Annotated in this window: 18 protein-coding genes, 2 tRNA genes and 2 pseudogenes; 9 read left to right on the top strand and 13 right to left on the bottom strand. The window is 37.6% G+C overall.

The genetic code is table 11. The features are described 5' to 3' along the window. Positions 1–48: 48 nt before the first annotated feature. The 3 genes from M1E93_RS08110 to M1E93_RS08100 all read right to left on the bottom strand — a co-directional run bounded on the left by M1E93_RS08110 (position 49) and on the right by M1E93_RS08100 (position 2,080). Complete coding sequence (locus tag M1E93_RS08110; RefSeq protein WP_004921025.1) at positions 49–444, bottom strand: M15 family metallopeptidase; 396 nt, start codon at positions 442–444, stop codon at positions 49–51. Further along, complete coding sequence (locus M1E93_RS08105; RefSeq protein WP_014656238.1) at positions 444–785, bottom strand: phage holin family protein; 342 nt, start codon at positions 783–785, stop codon at positions 444–446. Before M1E93_RS08105 ends, M1E93_RS08110 begins: the two co-directional genes overlap by 1 nt. Before the next feature lie 860 nt (positions 786–1,645). Continuing rightward, the gene (locus M1E93_RS08100; RefSeq protein WP_040133276.1) at positions 1,646–2,080 is read right to left on the bottom strand and encodes an antiterminator Q family protein; all 435 of its coding nucleotides are present in this window, start codon (positions 2,078–2,080) and stop codon (positions 1,646–1,648) included. A gap of 205 nt (positions 2,081–2,285) precedes the next feature. Here M1E93_RS08100 and M1E93_RS08095 point away from each other — a divergent pair, with 205 nt between their 5' ends. From M1E93_RS08095 to M1E93_RS08070, 6 genes are all read left to right on the top strand, one after another. Then, the gene (locus tag M1E93_RS08095) at positions 2,286–2,909 is read left to right on the top strand and encodes a LexA family protein (protein ID WP_004921030.1); all 624 of its coding nucleotides are present in this window, start codon (positions 2,286–2,288) and stop codon (positions 2,907–2,909) included. A gap of 367 nt (positions 2,910–3,276) precedes the next feature. Beyond that, positions 3,277–3,954, top strand: a complete 678-nt coding sequence (locus tag M1E93_RS08090; RefSeq protein ID WP_041705003.1) for a hypothetical protein — start codon at positions 3,277–3,279, stop codon at positions 3,952–3,954. A 53-nt stretch (positions 3,955–4,007) separates the two neighbouring features. Then, positions 4,008–4,250: an ANR family transcriptional regulator gene (locus M1E93_RS08085; RefSeq protein ID WP_004921036.1), complete on the top strand. Its 243-nt coding sequence runs from the start codon at positions 4,008–4,010 to the stop codon at positions 4,248–4,250. Positions 4,251–4,522: 272 nt separating this feature from the next. Continuing rightward, positions 4,523–4,768, top strand: coding sequence for a hypothetical protein (locus tag M1E93_RS08080; RefSeq protein ID WP_104873569.1), 246 nt, complete (start codon positions 4,523–4,525; stop codon positions 4,766–4,768). Positions 4,769–4,837: 69 nt separating this feature from the next. Beyond that, positions 4,838–5,215, top strand: a complete 378-nt coding sequence (locus M1E93_RS08075; protein WP_014656241.1) for a hypothetical protein — start codon at positions 4,838–4,840, stop codon at positions 5,213–5,215. A gap of 319 nt (positions 5,216–5,534) precedes the next feature. Next, a complete protein-coding gene (locus M1E93_RS08070) occupies positions 5,535–5,912 on the top strand; it encodes a hypothetical protein (protein WP_225829657.1) in 378 nt (125 codons plus the stop codon). A 244-nt stretch (positions 5,913–6,156) separates the two neighbouring features. On the opposite strand, the gene M1E93_RS08065 is transcribed toward M1E93_RS08070, so the two are convergent. The 6 genes and pseudogenes from M1E93_RS08065 to M1E93_RS08040 form a co-directional block, all read right to left on the bottom strand. Then, positions 6,157–6,630, bottom strand: coding sequence for a hypothetical protein (locus tag M1E93_RS08065; protein ID WP_230084764.1), 474 nt, complete (start codon positions 6,628–6,630; stop codon positions 6,157–6,159). 482 nt (positions 6,631–7,112) lie between these two features. Then, the gene (locus tag M1E93_RS08060; RefSeq protein ID WP_014656243.1) at positions 7,113–7,448 is read right to left on the bottom strand and encodes a hypothetical protein; all 336 of its coding nucleotides are present in this window, start codon (positions 7,446–7,448) and stop codon (positions 7,113–7,115) included. A 150-nt stretch (positions 7,449–7,598) separates the two neighbouring features. After that, positions 7,599–8,348 carry a hypothetical protein gene (locus tag M1E93_RS08055; protein ID WP_014656244.1) on the bottom strand — a complete coding sequence of 250 codons (750 nt, stop codon included), beginning with the start codon at positions 8,346–8,348 and terminating at the stop codon, positions 7,599–7,601. Between the two features lie 337 nt (positions 8,349–8,685). Further along, positions 8,686–8,928 (bottom strand): annotated as a pseudogene (locus M1E93_RS08050) (integrase core domain-containing protein); the annotation flags it as partial. 146 nt (positions 8,929–9,074) lie between these two features. Beyond that, on the bottom strand, positions 9,075–9,401 hold the full coding sequence (locus M1E93_RS08045) for a hypothetical protein (RefSeq protein WP_040133280.1): 327 nt from the start codon (positions 9,399–9,401) through the stop codon (positions 9,075–9,077). A gap of 122 nt (positions 9,402–9,523) precedes the next feature. Continuing rightward, positions 9,524–9,901 carry a phage antirepressor KilAC domain-containing protein gene (locus tag M1E93_RS08040; RefSeq protein ID WP_255532014.1) on the bottom strand — a complete coding sequence of 126 codons (378 nt, stop codon included), beginning with the start codon at positions 9,899–9,901 and terminating at the stop codon, positions 9,524–9,526. 267 nt (positions 9,902–10,168) lie between these two features. Here M1E93_RS08040 and M1E93_RS08035 point away from each other — a divergent pair. After that, positions 10,169–10,414 (top strand): annotated as a pseudogene (locus M1E93_RS08035) (hypothetical protein); the annotation flags it as partial. Between the two features lie 61 nt (positions 10,415–10,475). Here the strand turns inward: M1E93_RS08035 and M1E93_RS08030 are convergent. Both M1E93_RS08030 and M1E93_RS08025 read right to left on the bottom strand, forming a co-directional pair. Continuing rightward, positions 10,476–10,551, bottom strand: a tRNA-Thr gene (locus M1E93_RS08030). A 5-nt stretch (positions 10,552–10,556) separates the two neighbouring features. Next, positions 10,557–10,644 (bottom strand) — tRNA-Ser (locus M1E93_RS08025). A gap of 215 nt (positions 10,645–10,859) precedes the next feature. On the opposite strand from M1E93_RS08025, the gene rcsD reads away from it, so the two are divergent. Both rcsD and rcsB read left to right on the top strand, forming a co-directional pair. After that, positions 10,860–13,571 (top strand): phosphotransferase RcsD, encoded by a 2,712-nt coding sequence (rcsD, locus tag M1E93_RS08020; RefSeq protein ID WP_104873571.1) that lies wholly within the window; start codon positions 10,860–10,862, stop codon positions 13,569–13,571. A gap of 1 nt (position 13,572) precedes the next feature. Beyond that, positions 13,573–14,223 carry a response regulator transcription factor RcsB gene (rcsB, locus tag M1E93_RS08015; RefSeq protein ID WP_426207258.1) on the top strand — a complete coding sequence of 217 codons (651 nt, stop codon included), beginning with the start codon at positions 13,573–13,575 and terminating at the stop codon, positions 14,221–14,223. Positions 14,224–14,301: 78 nt separating this feature from the next. Here rcsB and rcsC read toward each other — a convergent pair whose 3' ends face one another. Next, positions 14,302–17,082: a two-component system sensor histidine kinase RcsC gene (rcsC, locus tag M1E93_RS08010; RefSeq protein WP_420372098.1), complete on the bottom strand. Its 2,781-nt coding sequence runs from the start codon at positions 17,080–17,082 to the stop codon at positions 14,302–14,304. Between the two features lie 192 nt (positions 17,083–17,274). After that, on the bottom strand, positions 17,275–19,878 hold the full coding sequence (gyrA, locus tag M1E93_RS08005; protein ID WP_426207257.1) for a DNA topoisomerase (ATP-hydrolyzing) subunit A: 2,604 nt from the start codon (positions 19,876–19,878) through the stop codon (positions 17,275–17,277). Between the last annotated feature and the right edge of the window lie 76 nt (positions 19,879–19,954).

Genomic DNA, 19,954 nt, shown 5'->3' with positions numbered 1-19,954 from the left:
AAAAAGCTAGGATCAGGCTGGTCGCCGTAAATACCTTGGTTAGCGATGTCATAGAGGGTAAGCGCGGTATGACAATTGAAAATGTGGCCCGTCTTTAAAATTAACCCAGTCACCTCCCCATTCAATTTCCACGTTTAATTCCGCCGCGGCCTTTTTCATTGCTCGAGCAACCAGCTCGAACTTAGACCAATCATTCCATGGAATTTGACGGTGAATTAATGGAGCGCAGTCGACGGCATGCCCTGTTAGGTGCCGACTATTCATCGTTTGACTTTGTCCATTAGCCACTAATTGCCGTTGGCGAGCTTCATTGCGTTTTCCTTCAATAACCATGAAATCAACACGGCTCAATTTGATCGCTCGGCGCACCACTTTGACTAAATCAGGATGCACACCCCGTAAGTTTTGTTCACTACGCTGGCTAAGAAAAAATTGATTCATCATTAAACTCCAAATCGATTTTTAATAAATTGGATGATCATCTCAAAGATGCCATAGAGTTTTTTTGTTCCTAAAAAACCGATCACAACACCACAAAATTCGGCTAATAAGCTCCAAGACTCGGTATTGCCATTTTGTGCTAACCACCATTCAATAAACCGGATTGTGCCCACACTCAGCAAACCACACATCAACGCTTCCAATAAAGATTGTTTCCAAAGCATCCCTTCGCGTCGTTCACGAATATAGGCAATCGTTGTTGCAATAGAAAATCCGCCAATAAGCGGAAGATAATATTGTAGCCAACGCAAAATTGGCTCCCACCATTCATATTTGTCAGGCATAAATCTATTCACTTTATATAAGTGTTCTAATAAAAGCTTCTTTTACCATGATAACTTTATTGAACCATACTGAATAATTGATAGGCATTATTTTAAATAAAAGGCATATAACAAAGAGATAAAGTTTTCATTCAGTAAAATACTCTTTTCATAAACATAGTTTCATTAATCAGTAAAAAACATCAGTCCTATTCATTAAGGATTCATTCATAATTGACCTGATTGAAAACGCTCAGTATTAACAGATTAATTCCTTTTTTGCGCGCGCACAAATTTTATTACTAAGACTTTATAGCCACCCTATTTTCTAACCTTTTACGTTGATGAACAGCTTATTTAAAATAAAAAAAGCCTCTAAAGCGAGACTGTTTGTTATTGGAAATTTTCAGTATTAGCAGATTAACCCCTTTTTTGCGCGCGCACAAATTTTATTACTAAGGCTTTCTAGCTATTCTATTTTCTAACCTTTTACGTTGATGAATAGCTTATTTAAAATAAAAAAAAGCCTCTAAAGCGAGACTGTTTGTTATTGGAAATTTTCAGTATTAGCAGATTAACCCCTTTTTTGCGCGCGCACAAATTTTATTACTAAGGCTTTCTAGCTATTCTATTTTCTAACCTTTTACGTTGATGAACAGCTTATGTGAAATAAAAAAAGCCTCTAAAGCGAGACTGTTTGTTATTAGAAATTTTCAGTATTAGCAGATTAACTCCTTTTTTGCGCGCGCACAAATTTTATTACTAAGGCTTTCTAGCTACCCTATTTCTAACCTTTTACGTTGATAAATAGCTTATTTAAAATAAAAAAAAGCCTCTAAAGAGAGGCCTATCATTTGTCAAAAACGTTCAATTATAATATGTTAATATATGTTTTGCGCGCGCACTCGTCGTTCTGATTTTATTACTGGCTGAGCGCATAAAATATCAATATCTAACTGAATATTTAATGTTTCTAAACAGCCTAAAATAAAACTTTCGGCAACTTGTATTCTCTCACGTATTTCCCCTTCCCGTACTTTATATTTCCGACCAATAGCCCGCTTTGAATAACCTTTAACATAATAGTCTTCAATATAACTACGTTCACGCTCCATACCAACAACCCCAAGTTTGGCAACACATAAATCGATAACCAAACCATCTTCATCACTACACATTGGCCTACTCTTGCTTGTTGATGTTACCAAATCACGAAAACCAGCGGAGACAGATGACCAACCTATCACACCACAATGATCGCCATATGACCAACCACCCCAATATGTAAGAATTTGTTGTATGTTTCTATTCATCATTTGCAACCTACCTTTCCTACACTGTTTTTAACTAATAACCCAACTCATACTGCACCTTAAGCTCAGCTTTAGACGCTTTTATATTCAACTCACCAATAACAATATAAGTAGTATTAAACTACCAATATTTTTGTTTGTCAATTACAATAAAAATTGTATTATATCTAATAACAATAATTTTTATTCTTTATAAGAGGTTAACCTCATGTCACTAGCAAGCAGGATCCGGCAACGCCGGCAAGAACTAAACTTAACCCAGACTGAGTTAGCAGAAAAAGCGGGGATCAGTCAGCAATCAATCGAATCCATTGAAAATGGTAGAACCAAAAAACCAAGAAATATTATAGAGATAGCAAAAGCTCTTCAATCTCATCCTGAATGGCTACTCAACGGCAAAAGCATTATGCCAATATCCGAGGTCAATAGCCGACGAATTCCACTATTAAGTTATGTCCAAGCTGGGTTATTTAAGGATGCCAACCCGATCACTGACTATGAAGGGAATTTCGAATACATCTTAGTTGATGACGATATCAGCGCGAATGCATTTGCATTACGGGTTGAAGGCGACAGCATGACACCTGAGTTTAAAGAAGGTGACATCGTAGTGATTGATACCGAGATCTGGCCTAACCCAGGTGAATTTGTGTTTGCGAAAAATGGCGGGAACCAAGGAACATTCAAAAAATATCGGCCTACAGGTATTGGTACTGGTGAGTTTGAATTAGTGCCTCTTAACCCTGATTACCCAACGTTGAACAGTCACGATTATCAAATTTCACTCATTGGTGTCATGGTTGAGCACCGCATTTACCGCCGCAAAAGATAATTCTCTAGACCCCTCTCTTAACGCGTTTTCTCTGCAAACAAGAAAACGCGTTATCAAACATAGTAATTTTCTTTCTATTAAAAACAAGCAAATAGGTTACTCAACCGATAAATTACTACATTCATAGTTTACATTTACTATTTATATAGTAATATAACCATCGTAATACTAATTATACTGTAATAAAGTCAGCCTTCTTCAACCTAGGAGAACAAAAATTGAACGATGCATCAATAAAGGGATAGACGACTAACATGAATTTGCAGGTGAACTGTATTGGGTCGGTAATACCAGTGTTTAGTCTTGTAATACCGACAAAATCAAAGTTCAGTGAAAACATCTTGTTCACTTAATCATTTGAGGTTTTATGATGGATTTAGAACATATTATTAAAGAAAACACACAGGTAATGCGCCAATTAATTGCCATTCTACAGTCTAAGGGAGGCTGTTTTAACAGCGATAATATTGAAAATAATGCACATCAATCTTTTGTTTACTCTCACACAGGTGCAACAGATTCACCTATAGAAAAAGATATTGATATTAATAGCCTTACATTAAAACAAATTATTGCATTATGTGTAATATATAAAGGCAATTTTGAGCAACTCACAGGATCACATATTAAGAAAATCAATCAAATATTAGATTTAAATACTACAGAGCAGCATAGGCAAATCGAAGCTTTACATATGACACTGGTAAATTTAGAACAAGTTACAAAATTGCCGAATATTGCTATTCATAATTTATGTATAGAAATTTTAGCAAATTGGGGTAACTTACATGGCATTGCTGAACGTTGTGAATTTGTCCTATCCCTTATCAGTTCTAAACACGTAATTGAAGATAAAACAATTCATGTTGACCCTAATATTCTATTTTCACAAGCAGAGAGCCTTATACTGCAATTAGCCAAAAATGGATATCGAAATGAAGCAGTGGAAATTCTTAATCAATTTAAAGCAAAAAAATTAAATCAAGTCGCCATAGAACATTTACCTGAGGTCATCAAAATAGCAAAAGGTATATTAAAAAATTAACCCTCTGCATTTTATCTCGTCGCAAAGATTTATTTTAATATTTAGGAGTTTTTATGGTGAATCAAAATAATGATAGTCCGCTCTACCTTAAAGTCGCTCGTGACGCGATACGTCTCGAAAGATCAGGTAAATACTTTGAAGCGTCCAAAGCATGGTCACAAGCTAATCGATTATCGCGTGTTTATCGTAACCAAATATGGTGTGAGCGCCGTGCTGATTTTTGTTATATGCAGATTCAAAGAGAAAAATATAAACTCATGGCTGACGATGAGTCTACAGAAAATTCTCTGATATGACACATATCAGCAGTATCTTTCATATAAAAATCGTTTAAACAACTCGCTATTTTTAATAGCGGGTTAATATTGTTAGCTTTTTATGCTAGCTGTGAAATAATGTTTTTATCTTTGCAATAATGCAGGAGATTATCTCTGTTGTTATATGTTTTTATACTTTTCACAGCCTATTATCATGACTTTTTCAATAAACCCACTTATCCTTAAGTGGAATATATTTCCTTCGCAAAAAATATCGGGTAAATTATATAGATATAAAATGGAGTGATCATATGAACCCGATAGTAGTAAAGACAAGAAAAAATCTATTAAGATTACAAGCAAAATACCTAGCCCAAAATAAAGGTATTACTATCGATGATGCTTTTGATCTTTTATTAAAGCCTAACAATGACGCTAAAAATTCGCTCACATACACTCATCGTGTAAGAAAAGGTAGGCGGCAACATCAACCCTCTTCACTTTTAACCGGCTTACTCAATAAAACCTATGTAAGAGATTGGACAAAAACCAAATAATATTTCATCCGCCTATTAGATATGGTAACTAATAAGCTACTAGGGGGGTTTACTTAAAAGGAAGTATCAATGAGCGTATTAAAAAGGGTTGTTACAGGGAAGTATTCTCTCGCTGTTACAGTTTGGGGTTTTTGGCTATTTTTAGAGCTATGCAGCTCCGCCGTATTTTTACTAATGAAAAGTAGTGATGCTATTCCAATCAAAACACAGCTTTTTCTTATCTTTTTTCTATTCATATTTAAAACATCGTATTCTATCGCCATTATAACGGGCGTTTTTCACATGTTAAAAAGCAAAGTGACGATTTGGCGTGTCGTTGTTATCCTGTTGTTAAGTGTTCAAATTATCTGTTTAATAATCGCGATGATAAATTGGTGTATGGTCGCCCTACCTGACATTATTAATTATCAGATATATGAAGAAAGTACTAAAAGCCTGTTTCAATGACAGGCTATAATTTAATACTGTCTGCCGGCATTAATCTGGCAATGCCCTAGGAATAGAGTATCACCTATTTGACTATGTTATTTCTATAAAGATTATATAGGCTCTAAATTCTCAAATTTATACAGTGCCCTCAATTTAAAAGGGGAACAAAAATAGTTTAACCCCATTGAAATCTTTATGCTTGAGTCTATAAATAGGCTTTGCATTGCTTTGATGGTGTCTTGTTGGGCTTTTATTACCCAGCTAATGAGTCTTTAGTGACATTTACCCCCCTATATGTTTTAATTTAACTTAAGGTTTGATGGTAAAAGAAAATTTTATGGGTTCATTAAAAAAACTTGTTCAAGGTGAATATTCAATTCATCTTTTATTCATTATAATTTGGTATGTTGGAACTGCATCTATTCAATTTATTTTTGAAAAATACCCAACAGCTCAGGGCATATATCGAATAGATACAATGCTTTATCTCTTTGCGACTTCAAGATTTCTTCAAGCTTTATTATCTTTAATTGCTTTTGTTGGTATTTTTTCGACACAAAGGAAGCAATTAACAAAAGTAGGGATGATTTATTTAATTATTATCGCACCAGCGTTATCCTTTTACATCGCCTCGTTTTATGATCTCATAATATATATCAATGCTGGTGATTGTGAGTCATCACCTTGGTGCATGAGGACTTACTTTACTAAATAGCAGGCATGATGATATTTGTCTGCTCTTCGTTTTTACACAGCCAAATCAGATTATCAGAACATTAATTTAAACTTATCATAATGCAAAAATCTGATTACACCATAATAAGTCCATCAGTTCCTAAAAATTACGACCAAGAGGATATGCCACCAAAAGACAATGGTCATGAATAACGTTGTCAATTACACACGCCAGATAATCTCGAGGAAAATGGTGAATATTCAGCTAGGTATTGATGTGTAATTTATTTTCTAGCATTTTCTTTCGCTTTCTGGTGAATTTTATCTTTCATTTCTTTTGTTATTTTTTGGTAAGTTTCTACAGTGCCATCATCAGAAACAGTATTCATAAAAATATCATCACCTCTTTTTTTAATTGTCACAGATACTTTTACAGGCTCGACCTCACCAAAATCTATTGGTTCTATTTTTCCATTGATTGTATAAGTCATTTTGGTCACTTTTTGCGTTAACACGCTAGAATTCGGGTCAAATTTCCACAAAGATTCTTGTTTGATTTCTTCTACATTATCACCTAGTTCAATCAGCAATGCATCTCTCGCAACACCATTCGGAGCTAGGATCATCAGTTTAAGAATTCTTACTTCGGGTGTATTATTTGTATCAAACCAATAGCCATATAAATCACTTGTTGAGTATGGTTGCGGGAGCACGTCAATTTTTGTCTTTTTTTCCGCTGTTTCATTTTCACCAGCCATACTGACACTGGTGATACAGAAAAGAGCGCATAGCATAACAATCAAAGAGAATATTTTTTTCATTATTTAAATACACAAATTTATTTATAGAGCCTTAGAGCCTATCTCAATAGGAGGTAAATTCATCACCTTACCCAGCCATATCGATGTTTAAAAGTCAGGCTGTATAAGGTTTTGGTTACAGTGATAATATATTTTTTATGCGGTAATTAATCCCTATTGAGATAGGCTCTTAGTCGCCAACAAATATCGACTACACCTCAAACAATCCATTTTTATCAAATCTTAATGTGCTGTAATAGGACAGATCATTAAATAGCTTTCCATTACCAAGAGTTGTCATTCCAGCTTTTTTCTCACAGTCACCATCTTTAACAAAACTCACGCTATCTACTCTTCATTTCAAGCCGAACGGAGCATCTGGTTTTCTGCCGCAGCCTACCAATAATGCAATCAGAGCAGCTGCCACGAATATTTTTCCATTATTCGTACTCTGCCCCTGAAACTATTTTTTGACCATTGGCACATTTAGCTACCACAAATCCATCATTTGCCCACATTTTTACCACATATGAGTCTGGGCTATTCTGAATTACTTTAACGGGATATTCACCAATTAATTGATTATACATCTTATTGACATCTGATTTGCATGGCGAAAATGGCATAGTGTCAGTTCCAAGTATTTGCTCATATTTTTCTTTTGGCGGATTGCCTGAATCTACAAGTTTATTTAATTCCTCCTTTGTATAAGATGTTCCTGCATAAACGCTAAAACCAATACAAGATAAAACAATTGCAATTATTGACTTTTTCATCATCCCATCCTCACACTCAGTTTTTTATTAATTTAATTGATGTTATACCGAAAGCAGCGTAAAACAAAGCAAACAATTAGGTACAAAAAACCTGCCGGAGCAGGTTATTCACTAGTGCTTGAGCTACCAATTCACTTGCTATTCAGAAAATTACTTACTAAATGCAATCAAAACAAAAATAGCAAGAGGAGGTGTGATGACTACATCTGCTACAACGGTAAATGGTGTAGCTATTATCTTTGCAATCAAATTACCTGCATTAAATGATTTCTGTTCTTCGGAAGCATACAGTTCAACAGTATATAATTCATTTAGTTTTGCATTGGAAGTTACTGGTAAGCTTATATCATTCCTATCAATAATATACCCTTTAATTGGCACAGTTCTTACCCAAGATGATTTATCATTTCCTTGTGCCCTATTCTTAAAGCCTGCCTGCTCTAAGGCCTTTATTTGTGCGTCAGTAAATTGAAATTTGGGATCAGTGTATACAAAGTAATTCTGCATAAATTCGATCGGTGATTGACTGTTGCTATTGGGAAGTATTTTAATTCGAATTATTCCCTTGGGATTATCAAATGCAGTTAATGGGATTATTTTCACTAATTCATTTAACTCCATTAATTCAGAAGAGCCACTGGTTAATAAATAGGCGTACTTTTCTCCTATAAAACCGAATCCAGAATCCGGAAATTTGATATCATTTATATCGTTTTTTGTTGTTTTACTTTCAATTTTAATATTTTTATATTCAAAACTGGCAATTATTTTATCTGTTAACTTAACAACATTTTGTGATTTGGTTTCGACTGTTGGGTTATCTTCCCAAAAGTTTTTTGTTAAACATCCCGTAGAGCTTAAAATCGATATGCTCAAAAAACACGCTAGTAATTTTTTCATTCCATTGCCTCAATAAGTTTAGCTTAAGTCCAATGAATATTAGGGCAACACCTCATTTAAGGCAATAAAAAACCCACCGAAGTGGGTTCATTTGATTTTACCATGACAGTGTTTATATTTTATATCCATTATTACAATCGCAAAGGCTGTTTCTATGTGGAGAGAGTTTTTTCTTTTCACCAAAAACGCCATTTTGTGGCTGCCAATTTGGTATTGTAATTTTCTTTACTATCTCACTAAAGCCAAGAATTTCAGATGCGTGTATAACAAACCCTAAATTTAACATTGTACTATTGGTAACTTTTGCATTTTCTTGTGCGGGTATGTCCACTCCACATTAATTGAGACACACTAAATTAAAGTTTTCTAACTGTTTACGATAGGCCTCCGGAGGGAGGTGATTTAAACTTTCGTGCGTTCGGTTTTGGTTATAATCTTGCTGCCAATACCACGCTAATTCTCTAACTTGACTCAATGATTCAAATAAATACGCATTTAAAAATTCACGATGGAACGAGCCATTAAAACGTTCGATAAAGCCATTTTATTGCAGTTTGCCCAGTTGAATATGGCACAGTGACGCAGCCACTCAATAATCTAGATACTGTCAAACCTAATAAGATGCGCTTCATTCCTATCCCCACATCAACTTAGAGGAGCCTTTCACCATAGCCTATATGTTATATAGTGCAATGGGGAGCAAATCGTTATTTATTCTTAGTGGAGTTACTCCAGGTCTTTATCAAAATAATCATCTAATTTACTCACATGCTCACAGCGACTTTCAAACCCATTAGGGATACCTCCATTTCTCATCCATTCTTCGCATGACGCAGCTACTTTTCCATAGGTATATGCCCCTGTCATTGCTATGTATACAAACCTTTCACATTTTTGTTTATCATTCTGATCGTCACATATCAGCTTTTTCATTTCTTCCATTTCATAAACGCCACCAACACCTGTACCTTCAGGTGCTAGTACAGTTGCATTTGCAGGAACTGATAGCAATGAACCCAATACAAAAAAAGTGCTTAATAAGATTTTATTCACGTTACCCCCTACTTGTTTTAAGCCATGGTAACTAACGTAAAGAACAAAACAAAGCAAAAGACCTCAGTTAAGAAGCGTAATATGTGATCTGGATTGCAAGCCCATCCTTGGGCTATGTGTGGTTAGGCTACGGCTTTGTATTCTTTATCGTGAATAACTAATCCATTCCAATTCTTTTTCATTGGTAACTCACCTGCAAGATAAAGCTCATAAAGACGTTTAGCACCTTTCTTCAATGATACAGGCTGATATTTGATGAATGGCTCATGACCGTGAGGATTAATTTCACTCTGATTTTCAGTCATGTATTTATCACAAGCATATGAAGCAACGCGCCAGAGAACATTTTTACCTGATTTGGTCTCGTGATATAACCAGCTGCGTTCTGCTAGCCACATTTGAACCTGTTGAGTATTTACGCCATTAAGCATTTTACAGAATTGTGTTGGTGTCATGCCTTCTTTGAACAGGTTTGACATGCATTCAACTTTGTTGTTCAGTTCTTTATTAGTGTGTTCAAGTACAATAACTTTTTCTGAATACGTGAGTACTCCACACTAAAAAATGGATTAATACTGGATGGATAAGCGGGTCTCGCAAAGACCCAAAAAAGAAAAAGCCACCTTGGCCATTTGCTAGAGCAAACTGTATTGAAGCTTTGAATGACAGCATGCACAATAACACTGAAAGTGTGTAAGAAGAGGAAATAAGATATCAATCTTCCGAAGGGGTAAGATTGGTATGTGAAGTGGCATTGTTAATTTGCTAAAGCCATTGGCGTCGCGTTAAACGATACTGCGTGCAAGGTTCTTCGCAGTTAGATTGGGAACCATCATAGGTATGTGTTTGTGCATAAGGAGGCGAAAAATAGAGCGGATGGAACATTAACGCCAGCAGTGAGAAGGTATGCTCATTTAGCGCCGAATCATCTAACTGAACATGCAATGAAGATAGACGAGCTAATGTCACACGATGACACAAATATGGCACAACCGCTACTTAGGGCATTGTAATTATGCGCACAAATAAAAAGAAAAAACCCGCTATCTGGTTGAGAGATAGCGGGTTCTTATTTGGTGCCGGCTACCGGAGTCGAACTGGTGACCTACTGATTACAAGTCAGTTGCTCTACCAACTGAGCTAAGCCGGCGAATTTGGCGGAAGGATAGAGATTCGAACTCTAGGATGGTTTCCCATCGGCGGTTTTCAAGACCGCTGCCTTCGACCGCTCGGCCATCCTTCCATGGGGCGCGATTATGGAGGAATCGGCGCAGCTTGTCTACCCCTGAAAGTAAAAAAATTGATTTTTTCGTTCTGTTTGGCTAATCTTCACTCAATTGTTCTCTATTTCATAATAAAAGTGCTAATATCTGTGCAAAATCGGTGTCTCAATTTTTCATAGGCGTATGATTTTTAGTCAATTAATATATTTTTGCCGACAGGACAGTTCACCACAATATGTACAGACAATCTTTGATAAAAACCATTTTACTCTCACGCCTATTTTACGTCTTTATTCTGCTACTTGTCGTGATGCTCTCGCTGTCGCTATATAATTCGTATCACTCGTGGCTACTTAGCCGCCAATCCTCCTTGAATACCATAGCGAAACAATTGGCCTACCAAATAGAGGATTATCGTTACCAAGCTAACTTGATGTATAAACAGGTTAACGAAAAACCAGCCACTACAAACTTAAATACGACACCGGCCTCCCCTGCCCGTATTACGAAAATTCGTCATGACGTTTACTGGCTAGGCAGTACAAATCAAACCATTGATGCAATTTTATTTGGGAGTGATAGTGAGCGAAATAACTTATTAGCAACAAAATTAGCTAACTACATGGAAATCGTCTGGGGGGCGCGAAATGAATATAACTCGATGTATTACCTCAATGGCACTGATAACACGCTGATCTTGGTCACCACGCACTCTATATTAAAGCCCGAGTTACGTTATAAAGAGAGCTATCTGACAATGACCGCTGAAGAAAAGCGTACAGATATGCTAACTCAGTCGACACTCTTAGATAGAAGAGAGATCATTTCTAACCTACAAAAGCTGGCACCTGAGAATATCTATTATTATACCTATCGTCTGATGTTTAATTCACCTGGCCAATTAACCAGCGTGATTTCGTTTGATATATCGATCAACTCGATACTCCCAACAAACCTGAAAGGCGATAATATCTCGTTATCGCCACGTAATAATGATACCGCTAAAGGAACAAATGTTGAGGTGCGAGGAACGAGCTTAGTTTTCGCACAGCATATTGAAGGTAGCAACTATCAAGTTTATTACCGAGTACCGTTAAAAGACCTGATTGTCGGTGTTATTGGCTATAATATATGGCTGCTTACTTGTATGGTTGTCGTGATATTGCTTGTCTTCTTTACAAGCGTCTTTATCCGTAACCGGATCATTTCACCGAACTCAGTCATGCAACACCAATTAGAGCTTCAAGAGACACTGAATAACGATATTATCAATAATATTAGTTATGGCATTCTAGTGTATGATTTTACATCAAATAAAAAATTACTGAGTAATAATGTGGTAAACGCCTTATTGCCTTCGATGGATCTCAACCATATTAAAGAATTGGCGACCCATAACCATGATATGATCCAAATCTCGATTGAGAATAACGTTTATGAAGTTATCCTCGTCAATATCAGTATGCTAGAAGATACTTATCTCTTCATTATTATTGATAAAGATAAAGAGGCATTAACTCAACGCCGACAAGAGATGGCTAATCGCGAATATAAGAAAAATATTCAACTGAGAAAAGTGGTGTTTGAGAACATGCAACATGAAGTTCAACCTTCATTAACCGAGCTGAATAAAGCGGTGGGTGGGCTGATTGAAGCTTCTGAAGATGATAAGCACGAATTTATTGATACGATAGTCGCCCAAACGACCCATATTAATCGTTGGTTTAATAATATTAACTTATTAAACTCCTTAGAATCTTCCTCTGGAAAACTACAAACTGAAAAAATCTCAGTGAGTTTGCTGCTTACTCAATTCTTAAAACAAAACCTTTTCCGCCTTAAAAATAAAGGGTTATCGCTCTACTTCTATAATAATATTAATCCAGATTCTCTATTTTCATTAGAGCCGACCTACTTAAAACATCTATTGCAGTTAATCCTAGAGTATTCCGTTGATACCACTGCATTTGGGAAAATTGCCGTTAGCCTGAATTATCAGGAAGATAAAAAAACCATCATTATTGATATTAAAGATAGCGGTATGGGCCTGACAAACCAGGAGTTAGCCAATATTCAGCATCCATTCTCAGGGCAAGTATTAAACGCATCACGGTTTAACCGCTCAGGGATCACCCTATATTTATGCAAGGCTATCTGTAAAAAGATGAATGGCAGCTTTACTGTTAAAAGCAGCCCTGCAATAGGCTCTCACTATCAATTAACTTTACCTACAAAATCAGCAATCATTGCCGATAGCTATCCTACATTACTCGAAGATATTCATATTCGTTTAGCAATTCACAATATTGATACATCACGAATTGTCAGAAATATCCTATCTAATTATGGTGCAGACTTTTTAGATTTACACGAAAGTTCACCGCATACGGATTGGGATCTATTGATAACAGATAATGATGATAATCAGTTTAAAAACATAATAAAAATTTCTGGAACAACGTCAGGTGTCAACTCAATCACACCACAGCACATAGAAGTTAACTATAACTTTGCAGATGAGCTGATTGATGCTATATCTTTGCTTATTGAAAATGCACAAGCCGATGATGACGAGTTGGCGTCGGTGGTCGGAATTCCACTTTCCCAGCACGATACGACACCAACAACTGATGAATCGATGGAAAGCATACTTCAAACTTATCAAAATATTTTATCAAATAGCGATTATAAGGATTTGTTTATAACAACAGTTCCGATAGATATTAATAAACTGTATACTAGTGAAAGTCTTGAGGATTTGGCCGAATTGAAAAACACAGCACACCGTTTAAAAGGAGTTTTTGCTATGCTAGATTTTAGGTTCCTTCACAAGCTTTGTGAAGATTTGGAACTTTACATAGCAGAAGGAAATAGCTTAAAAATAAGTAATTGCATTAGAGAGCTGGATGTTTCAGTGGAAAAGCTAATGCCAAAAGGTAACCAATAATATGAATAACCTAAATGTCATTGTTGCCGATGATCATCCTATTGTTCTTTTCGGTATCAGAAAGTCACTCGAACAGATTGAATGGGTCAATATCGTTGGTGAATTTGAAGATTCAACGTCTTTAATTAATAACTTAGCGCGTTTAAATGCCGACGTCTTAGTCACTGATTTATCAATGCCTGGTGATAAATACGGCGATGGTATTACGTTAATCAAATATATTAAACGTCACTGCCCTGATCTTTCTGTCATTGTTCTCACCATGAACAATAACCCTGCGATTTTAAGTGCAATCCTTGAGCTAGATATTGAAGGTATTGTTTTAAAACAAGGCGCGCCTGCTGATCTACCAAAAGCTTTAGCCGCATTACAAAAAGGGAAAAAATTTACCCCTGAGAGTGTGAGTAAGCTACTTGAGAAAGTGAATGCAAGTGGTTATGGAGATAAGCGCTTATCGCCAAAAGAGAGTGAAGTTTTACGCCTCTTTGCAGAAGGCTTTTTGGTCACAGAAATAGCTAAGAAATTGAATCGTAGTATTAAAACGATTAGTAGCCAAAAGAAATCAGCAATGTTGAAACTCGGTGTCGACAACGATATCGCATTACTTAACTACCTGTCTTCTGTTAGCATCGATAACTCATCTACCGATTAATCGATAAATCACCTTTATGTTATTGCTGAAAAACCCGATACAAACGGGTTTTTCTCTTTAACGCTTTTACCGGGTAGCTTATTTATTACCCACGAATTTCAATAAGGTTTCTTTCAAGGTTGTGATTTTGGTTGGCTTAGATAGACAGCCATTCATACCTGCATCCCGGCAACGTTGCTTCTCCTCCTCCATTGCATTTGCTGTTAATGCAATAATTGGAACTGTTGAACCTAAGTTTCGTAACGCTTTAGACAGCCCATAACCATCCATATTTGGCATATTCACATCGGTTAAAACGATATCAACCGTATGGTTTTCTAGATATTTCAGTGCATCAATACCATCAACGGCAGTACAAGTGCTAAAACCAATATTGGATATTTGATCGCTTAACATCACCCTATTGATTGGATGATCATCAACAATTAATACTTGGTATGAACTCAGTGAACCATCTATCTCAAGGGAGTTTGCTTTATTGCTCTCTTCTTTTGCAGCCTGCTCACCTCGTGATTTCGAAATAAATTTATCGATGATTGATGGTAACTTTTCATTCTGATAAGTGTTATATAACCATTTGTTAGGCGACTCTTCACGCAAATCACCAACATATAGATTACACAGATGAAGTACTTTTTTACTCTTTAACTCATGAGAGTCTTGGTTATCGGTGATCAATAAATCATAACTTTCTGCCTTATCAATTTCTTTATCAACACAGACAACAAAATGGTTATGTCTAAGTAGTCTGGTTAAAAAGCTAGAAAGACATTGGTTCCGGCAAATAATCGCTATCCGATAATGAAAGCGGTATTCCGGAATAGTATGTTCGGTATACTTTTGGCCATAAAGTGGGATACGGATAATAAAGGAGCTACCCAAGCCTATTTGCGAATTAACTTCAATATCTCCATCCATCAAGTTAATCAACTTTTCACAGATTGCTAACCCTAAACCTGTACCTTTATGCTCCAAATTATTTTGGTCATGCACTTGGAAGAAGGGATCAAAAAGTTGTAACACAACCGCTTGCGGCATGCCTATCCCTGAGTCTTTAATTTCAATCTTTAAATAGTTTTCGTCACGCCAAACATAGAAAAAGACAAAACCAGAATCTGTGAATTTAATACTATTATTGATGATATTCGATATCACCTGCTGTAGCCTTACCGCATCACTCAATAGCAAATCAGGCACATTAGGTTCAATAAAGGAATAAAGCGCTATCTGTTTTTTCGCGACTAAAGGCAAGTAGTTAGCTAAGACAAAAGCAAAAACATCGCGGCAATTAAATAGTTTATATTCAATGTTTAGTTGATTAGATTCAATTTTTGAAAAATCCAATATATCACTGATAATTTGCAGCAACAGTGAGGATGAATTATCCATCGTGGTTACAAGACGATTCGCTTTATCGGATAACTCAAGCCGCTGTAATAATTCAATATTACCGATGATACCATATAGTGGCGTACGTAATTCATGACTCACCGTTGCCAAGAACATGGATTTAGCATGGTTAGCCTGTTCCGCAGCATCAGCCACATCTTGTAAGGATTTCTCCATCTGAACACGGATACTAATATCAATCAGTACGCATATAGCAACATCTTCGTTTTGATAACGCGAATTAACAAAGCTTATTTGTAGATGCGTACTACTACTAGTCACAACATCAATGTAATTACTCGATTTTTGGCGAATAATTGTCAGTATGCGCTGTTTATCATCTTCACTTAATAAGCGGAAATAATCGTGAGCTAATTCATTACTCAGAATGTTGCCACCATCACTTAACCTTAGAATGATGATGCCGACAGGCGCCGATGCTACAATTTTATGGTTAAACTGTTCATGCTCTTCAAGGCGAATAGCGGTATTCGCGGCTGGCACTAGCATTTTGCGCTCTAACAACCAAATGAGGAAAAAGATCAGGCAGCCAGAGGTGATATTAATAACGATACTATAAAAAATGGACGCTCTATGCTCTGCAAATATCTCGCTGGTGGGAACAGCATACACCACTGTCATTAATGATGGCGATAAGCGCTTTTTAAAAATCAGTTTTGAATAATCGGAGCTAAAGCCAAAAAAACTAGGCTCAGAAATAGAGAGTAAATTGGAATTTTTAGGATTCAAGTCCGTTGGGTAATATAAAACCGGTTGGTTATACGAATTAAGGACGACCACTTCAAAGGATTTATTCGAACGTTGTATAAATTGATTTAAGCTGATTGTTCTCTCTAAACCAATAAACCCATACAGAAGGCTACTCACATAAATAGGTTGGATCAGATACAACTGCCCTGAATCGGTTTGAGCACCATGAACAATCGTATATAAGTTACGCTCTTGCCCTTGTAATCTTAGGCTTTGATAGGAACGTATATTTTCGTAGCCAACCTTTTTTAAGATCTCAATGTCAGATACGGTCGTACGGATTGGAAAATCCATCATGCAGTAACTTTTAGAACCTATTACAAAGACATGATTTAACCCTTGCGGAGCAGCAATACTGTCTTTCCAAAAATAAATGAGTTGTTCGAATGCGTTTAGGTAATCACTGGTTCTATTTTTAAAATAGGTACAATCCGCCTCGGGTGATAATGGGTACAGGCTATAGGAACCAGTGGCAGGTAATGTGACGTAATTTGGTTCATTTTCCAGTCGCTCTTCATGTTGTTCAGTCATAAACTGGATAGAGCGCAATGTGGTACCGGTTTGCAAAATGAACGCCTGCATATTTTCAAACCCTGAATAAAACTGCTGGCGTATATCTGACTTGCTTTCATTAAATTGGGTATAAAGGAAGAATAAGGTAATAAAAACCCCCATTCCCCATAGCATTAAGCCGAGGATACGGAATAAATCACGGGATAATCGTAATGATGTTCTAAATGACGGTAAATATCTCAAGATCTATCCTACACAGGCTATGTTACTGTGACTGAGTATACTCGATAAAAGTTGTAAAAAGCGATAGTTGTTAAACTGGATGGTTAGATAGCAAAACGGGCGGTAAACCGCCCGTCGAATCAATGACCCATACATTTATTCAGGCGTATTGGTTCCCATGTCTGTGCTAGGTATATCCTCTGCACCTGCTTCATCAGAGTTTTCATCTTCCTCTGTTTCAGCGACACGTTGTAAACCAACAACTTTTTCTTCTTCCGCTGTTCTAATCAGCGTCACACCTTGTGTATTACGGCCAACAACACTAACTTCCGAAACGCGTGTACGCACTAAAGTACCAGCATTCGTAATCATCATAATCTGATCGGTTTCATCCACTTGGATAGCCCCAACCACATTACCATTACGCTCACTGACTTTAATTGAGATCACACCTTGAGTTGCCCGCGATTTCGTTGGGTACTCTTGCTCAGCCGTACGTTTACCATAACCGTTTTCAGTCACAGTTAAGATATGGCCTTCGCCGCGAGGGATAATCAGTGAAACCACTTTGTCTTCATCGGCTAGACGAATACCACGTACCCCAGTTGCAGTACGTCCCATCGGGCGAACCGCATCTTCGGCAAAACGGACAACCTTACCTTGAGCAGAGAACAGCATGACTTCATTTGAACCATTGGTTAAATCAACACCAATCAATTCATCGCCTTCATTGAGGTTAACGGCAATAATACCGGCACTTCTTGGGCGGCTAAAGTCTTGCAATGCCGTTTTCTTCACCGTACCACTCGCCGTTGCCATAAAGACATAGTAGCCTTCTTCGTATTCACGAACTGGCAAGATAGCGGTAATACGCTCATCTTGTTCAAGTGGCAACAAGTTCACAATTGGACGACCCCGTGCTCCACGGCTGGCCTCTGGTAATTGGTAAACTTTCATCCAATATAGGCGACCACGGCTAGAGAAGCATAGGATGGTGTCGTGGGTATTCGCCACCAGCAAGCGCTCAATAAAGTCTTCTTCTTTAATGCGTGCTGCCGATTTACCTTTACCGCCACGGCGTTGCGCTTCGTAATCAGACAGTGGTTGATATTTCACATAGCCTTGGTGAGACAGTGTTACCACCACATCTTCTTGGCTAATCAAATCTTCAATGTTGATATCCGCTGTATTTTCGGTGATCTCAGTACGACGAGCATCATTATACAGTTCACGGATAGCTTCTAACTCTTCGCGAATAACTTCCATTAAACGCTCAGGGCTACGTAGGATATACAACAGTTCTTCGATTTGCTTCAGAAGATCACGGTATTCTTCCAGCAGTTTCTCATGCTCAAGCCCGGTCAGTTTTTGCAGACGCAAATCCAAAATCGCTTGGGCTTGTTGCTCAGTCAGATAGTATTGACCGTCGTGTACGCCATATTGTTCTTCAAGCCATTCTGGGCGTGCTGCATCATCACCGGCACGCTCAAGCATCGCTGCCACATTACCAAGATCCCAAGGGCGTGCGATCAACCCTGCCTTCGCTTCTGCTGGCGTCGGTGCACGACGAATTAACTCGATAATAGGATCAATGTTAGCTAATGCAACGGCTAATGCTTCAAGAATATGTGCTCGTTCACGTGCTTTACGCAATTCAAAAATAGTGCGGCGAGTCACCACTTCACGGCGGTGGCGAACGAACGCAGCAATAATATCTTTTAAATTAAGGATTTTTGGTTGGCCTTGATGCAAGGCTACCATATTAATGCCGAACGAGACTTGAAGCTGAGTCAGCGAGTAAAGATTGTTAAGGACAACCTCTCCTACCGCATCACGTTTCACTTCAATCACGATACGCATGCCGTCTTTATCAGACTCATCGCGTAATGCACTAATTCCTTCAACACGTTTTTCTTTAACGAGTTCAGCTATTTTCTCAATAAGACGAGCTTTGTTTACCTGATAAGGAATTTCGCTGACAATAATCGTTTCGCGGCCATTTTTTTCGTCAACTTCGACCTCAGCACGCGCACGAATATAGACCTTACCACGGCCAGTACGGTACGCATCGATAATTCCACGGCGACCATTAATGATAGCGGCAGTCGGGAAATCAGGCCCTGGGATGTGCTCCATCAGACCTTCAATGCTAATATCTTCATCATCTATATAAGCAAGGCAACCGCTGATCACTTCCCCTAGGTTGTGTGGAGGAATGTTCGTTGCCATCCCAACAGCAATACCTGACGAACCATTAACCAATAGGTTAGGGATTTTCGTAGGCATAACTTCAGGGATTTGCTCTGTACCATCATAGTTTGGGACGAAATCAACGGTCTCTTTTTCAAGATCCGCTAACATTTCATGGGCAATTTTCGCCATACGGATTTCCGTATAACGCATTGCAGCTGCGGAATCTCCGTCAACTGAACCAAAGTTCCCCTGACCATCTACCAGCATATAACGCATAGAAAAAGGCTGAGCAAGACGAACGATTGTCTCATAAACAGCGCTATCACCATGTGGATGGTATTTACCGATAACCTCCCCGACTATACGGGCAGATTTTTTATAGGGTTTATTCCAATCATTTCCCAATACATTCATCGCAAACAGTACTCTGCGGTGTACTGGCTTCAGTCCATCTCGAACATCTGGAAGCGCGCGCCCGACAATAACGGACATCGCATAATCCAAATACGAACTTTTGAGTTCTTCTTCGATATTGACCGGTGTGATTTCTCTGGCAATGTCGCTCATGGAACCACTGTCCCTCATAACTTCGGATTCAAAGGTTTAGAACTATACCACAATTCGCCAATTTAATAAAAAAAAT

The sequence above is a fragment of the Providencia sp. PROV272 genome (assembly GCF_049901975.1).
In the GTDB taxonomy this organism is placed as follows: domain Bacteria; phylum Pseudomonadota; class Gammaproteobacteria; order Enterobacterales; family Enterobacteriaceae; genus Providencia; species Providencia stuartii.
Note: the sequence above shows the minus strand (reverse complement) of the source record. Positions and strands in the feature narration are given on the sequence as shown.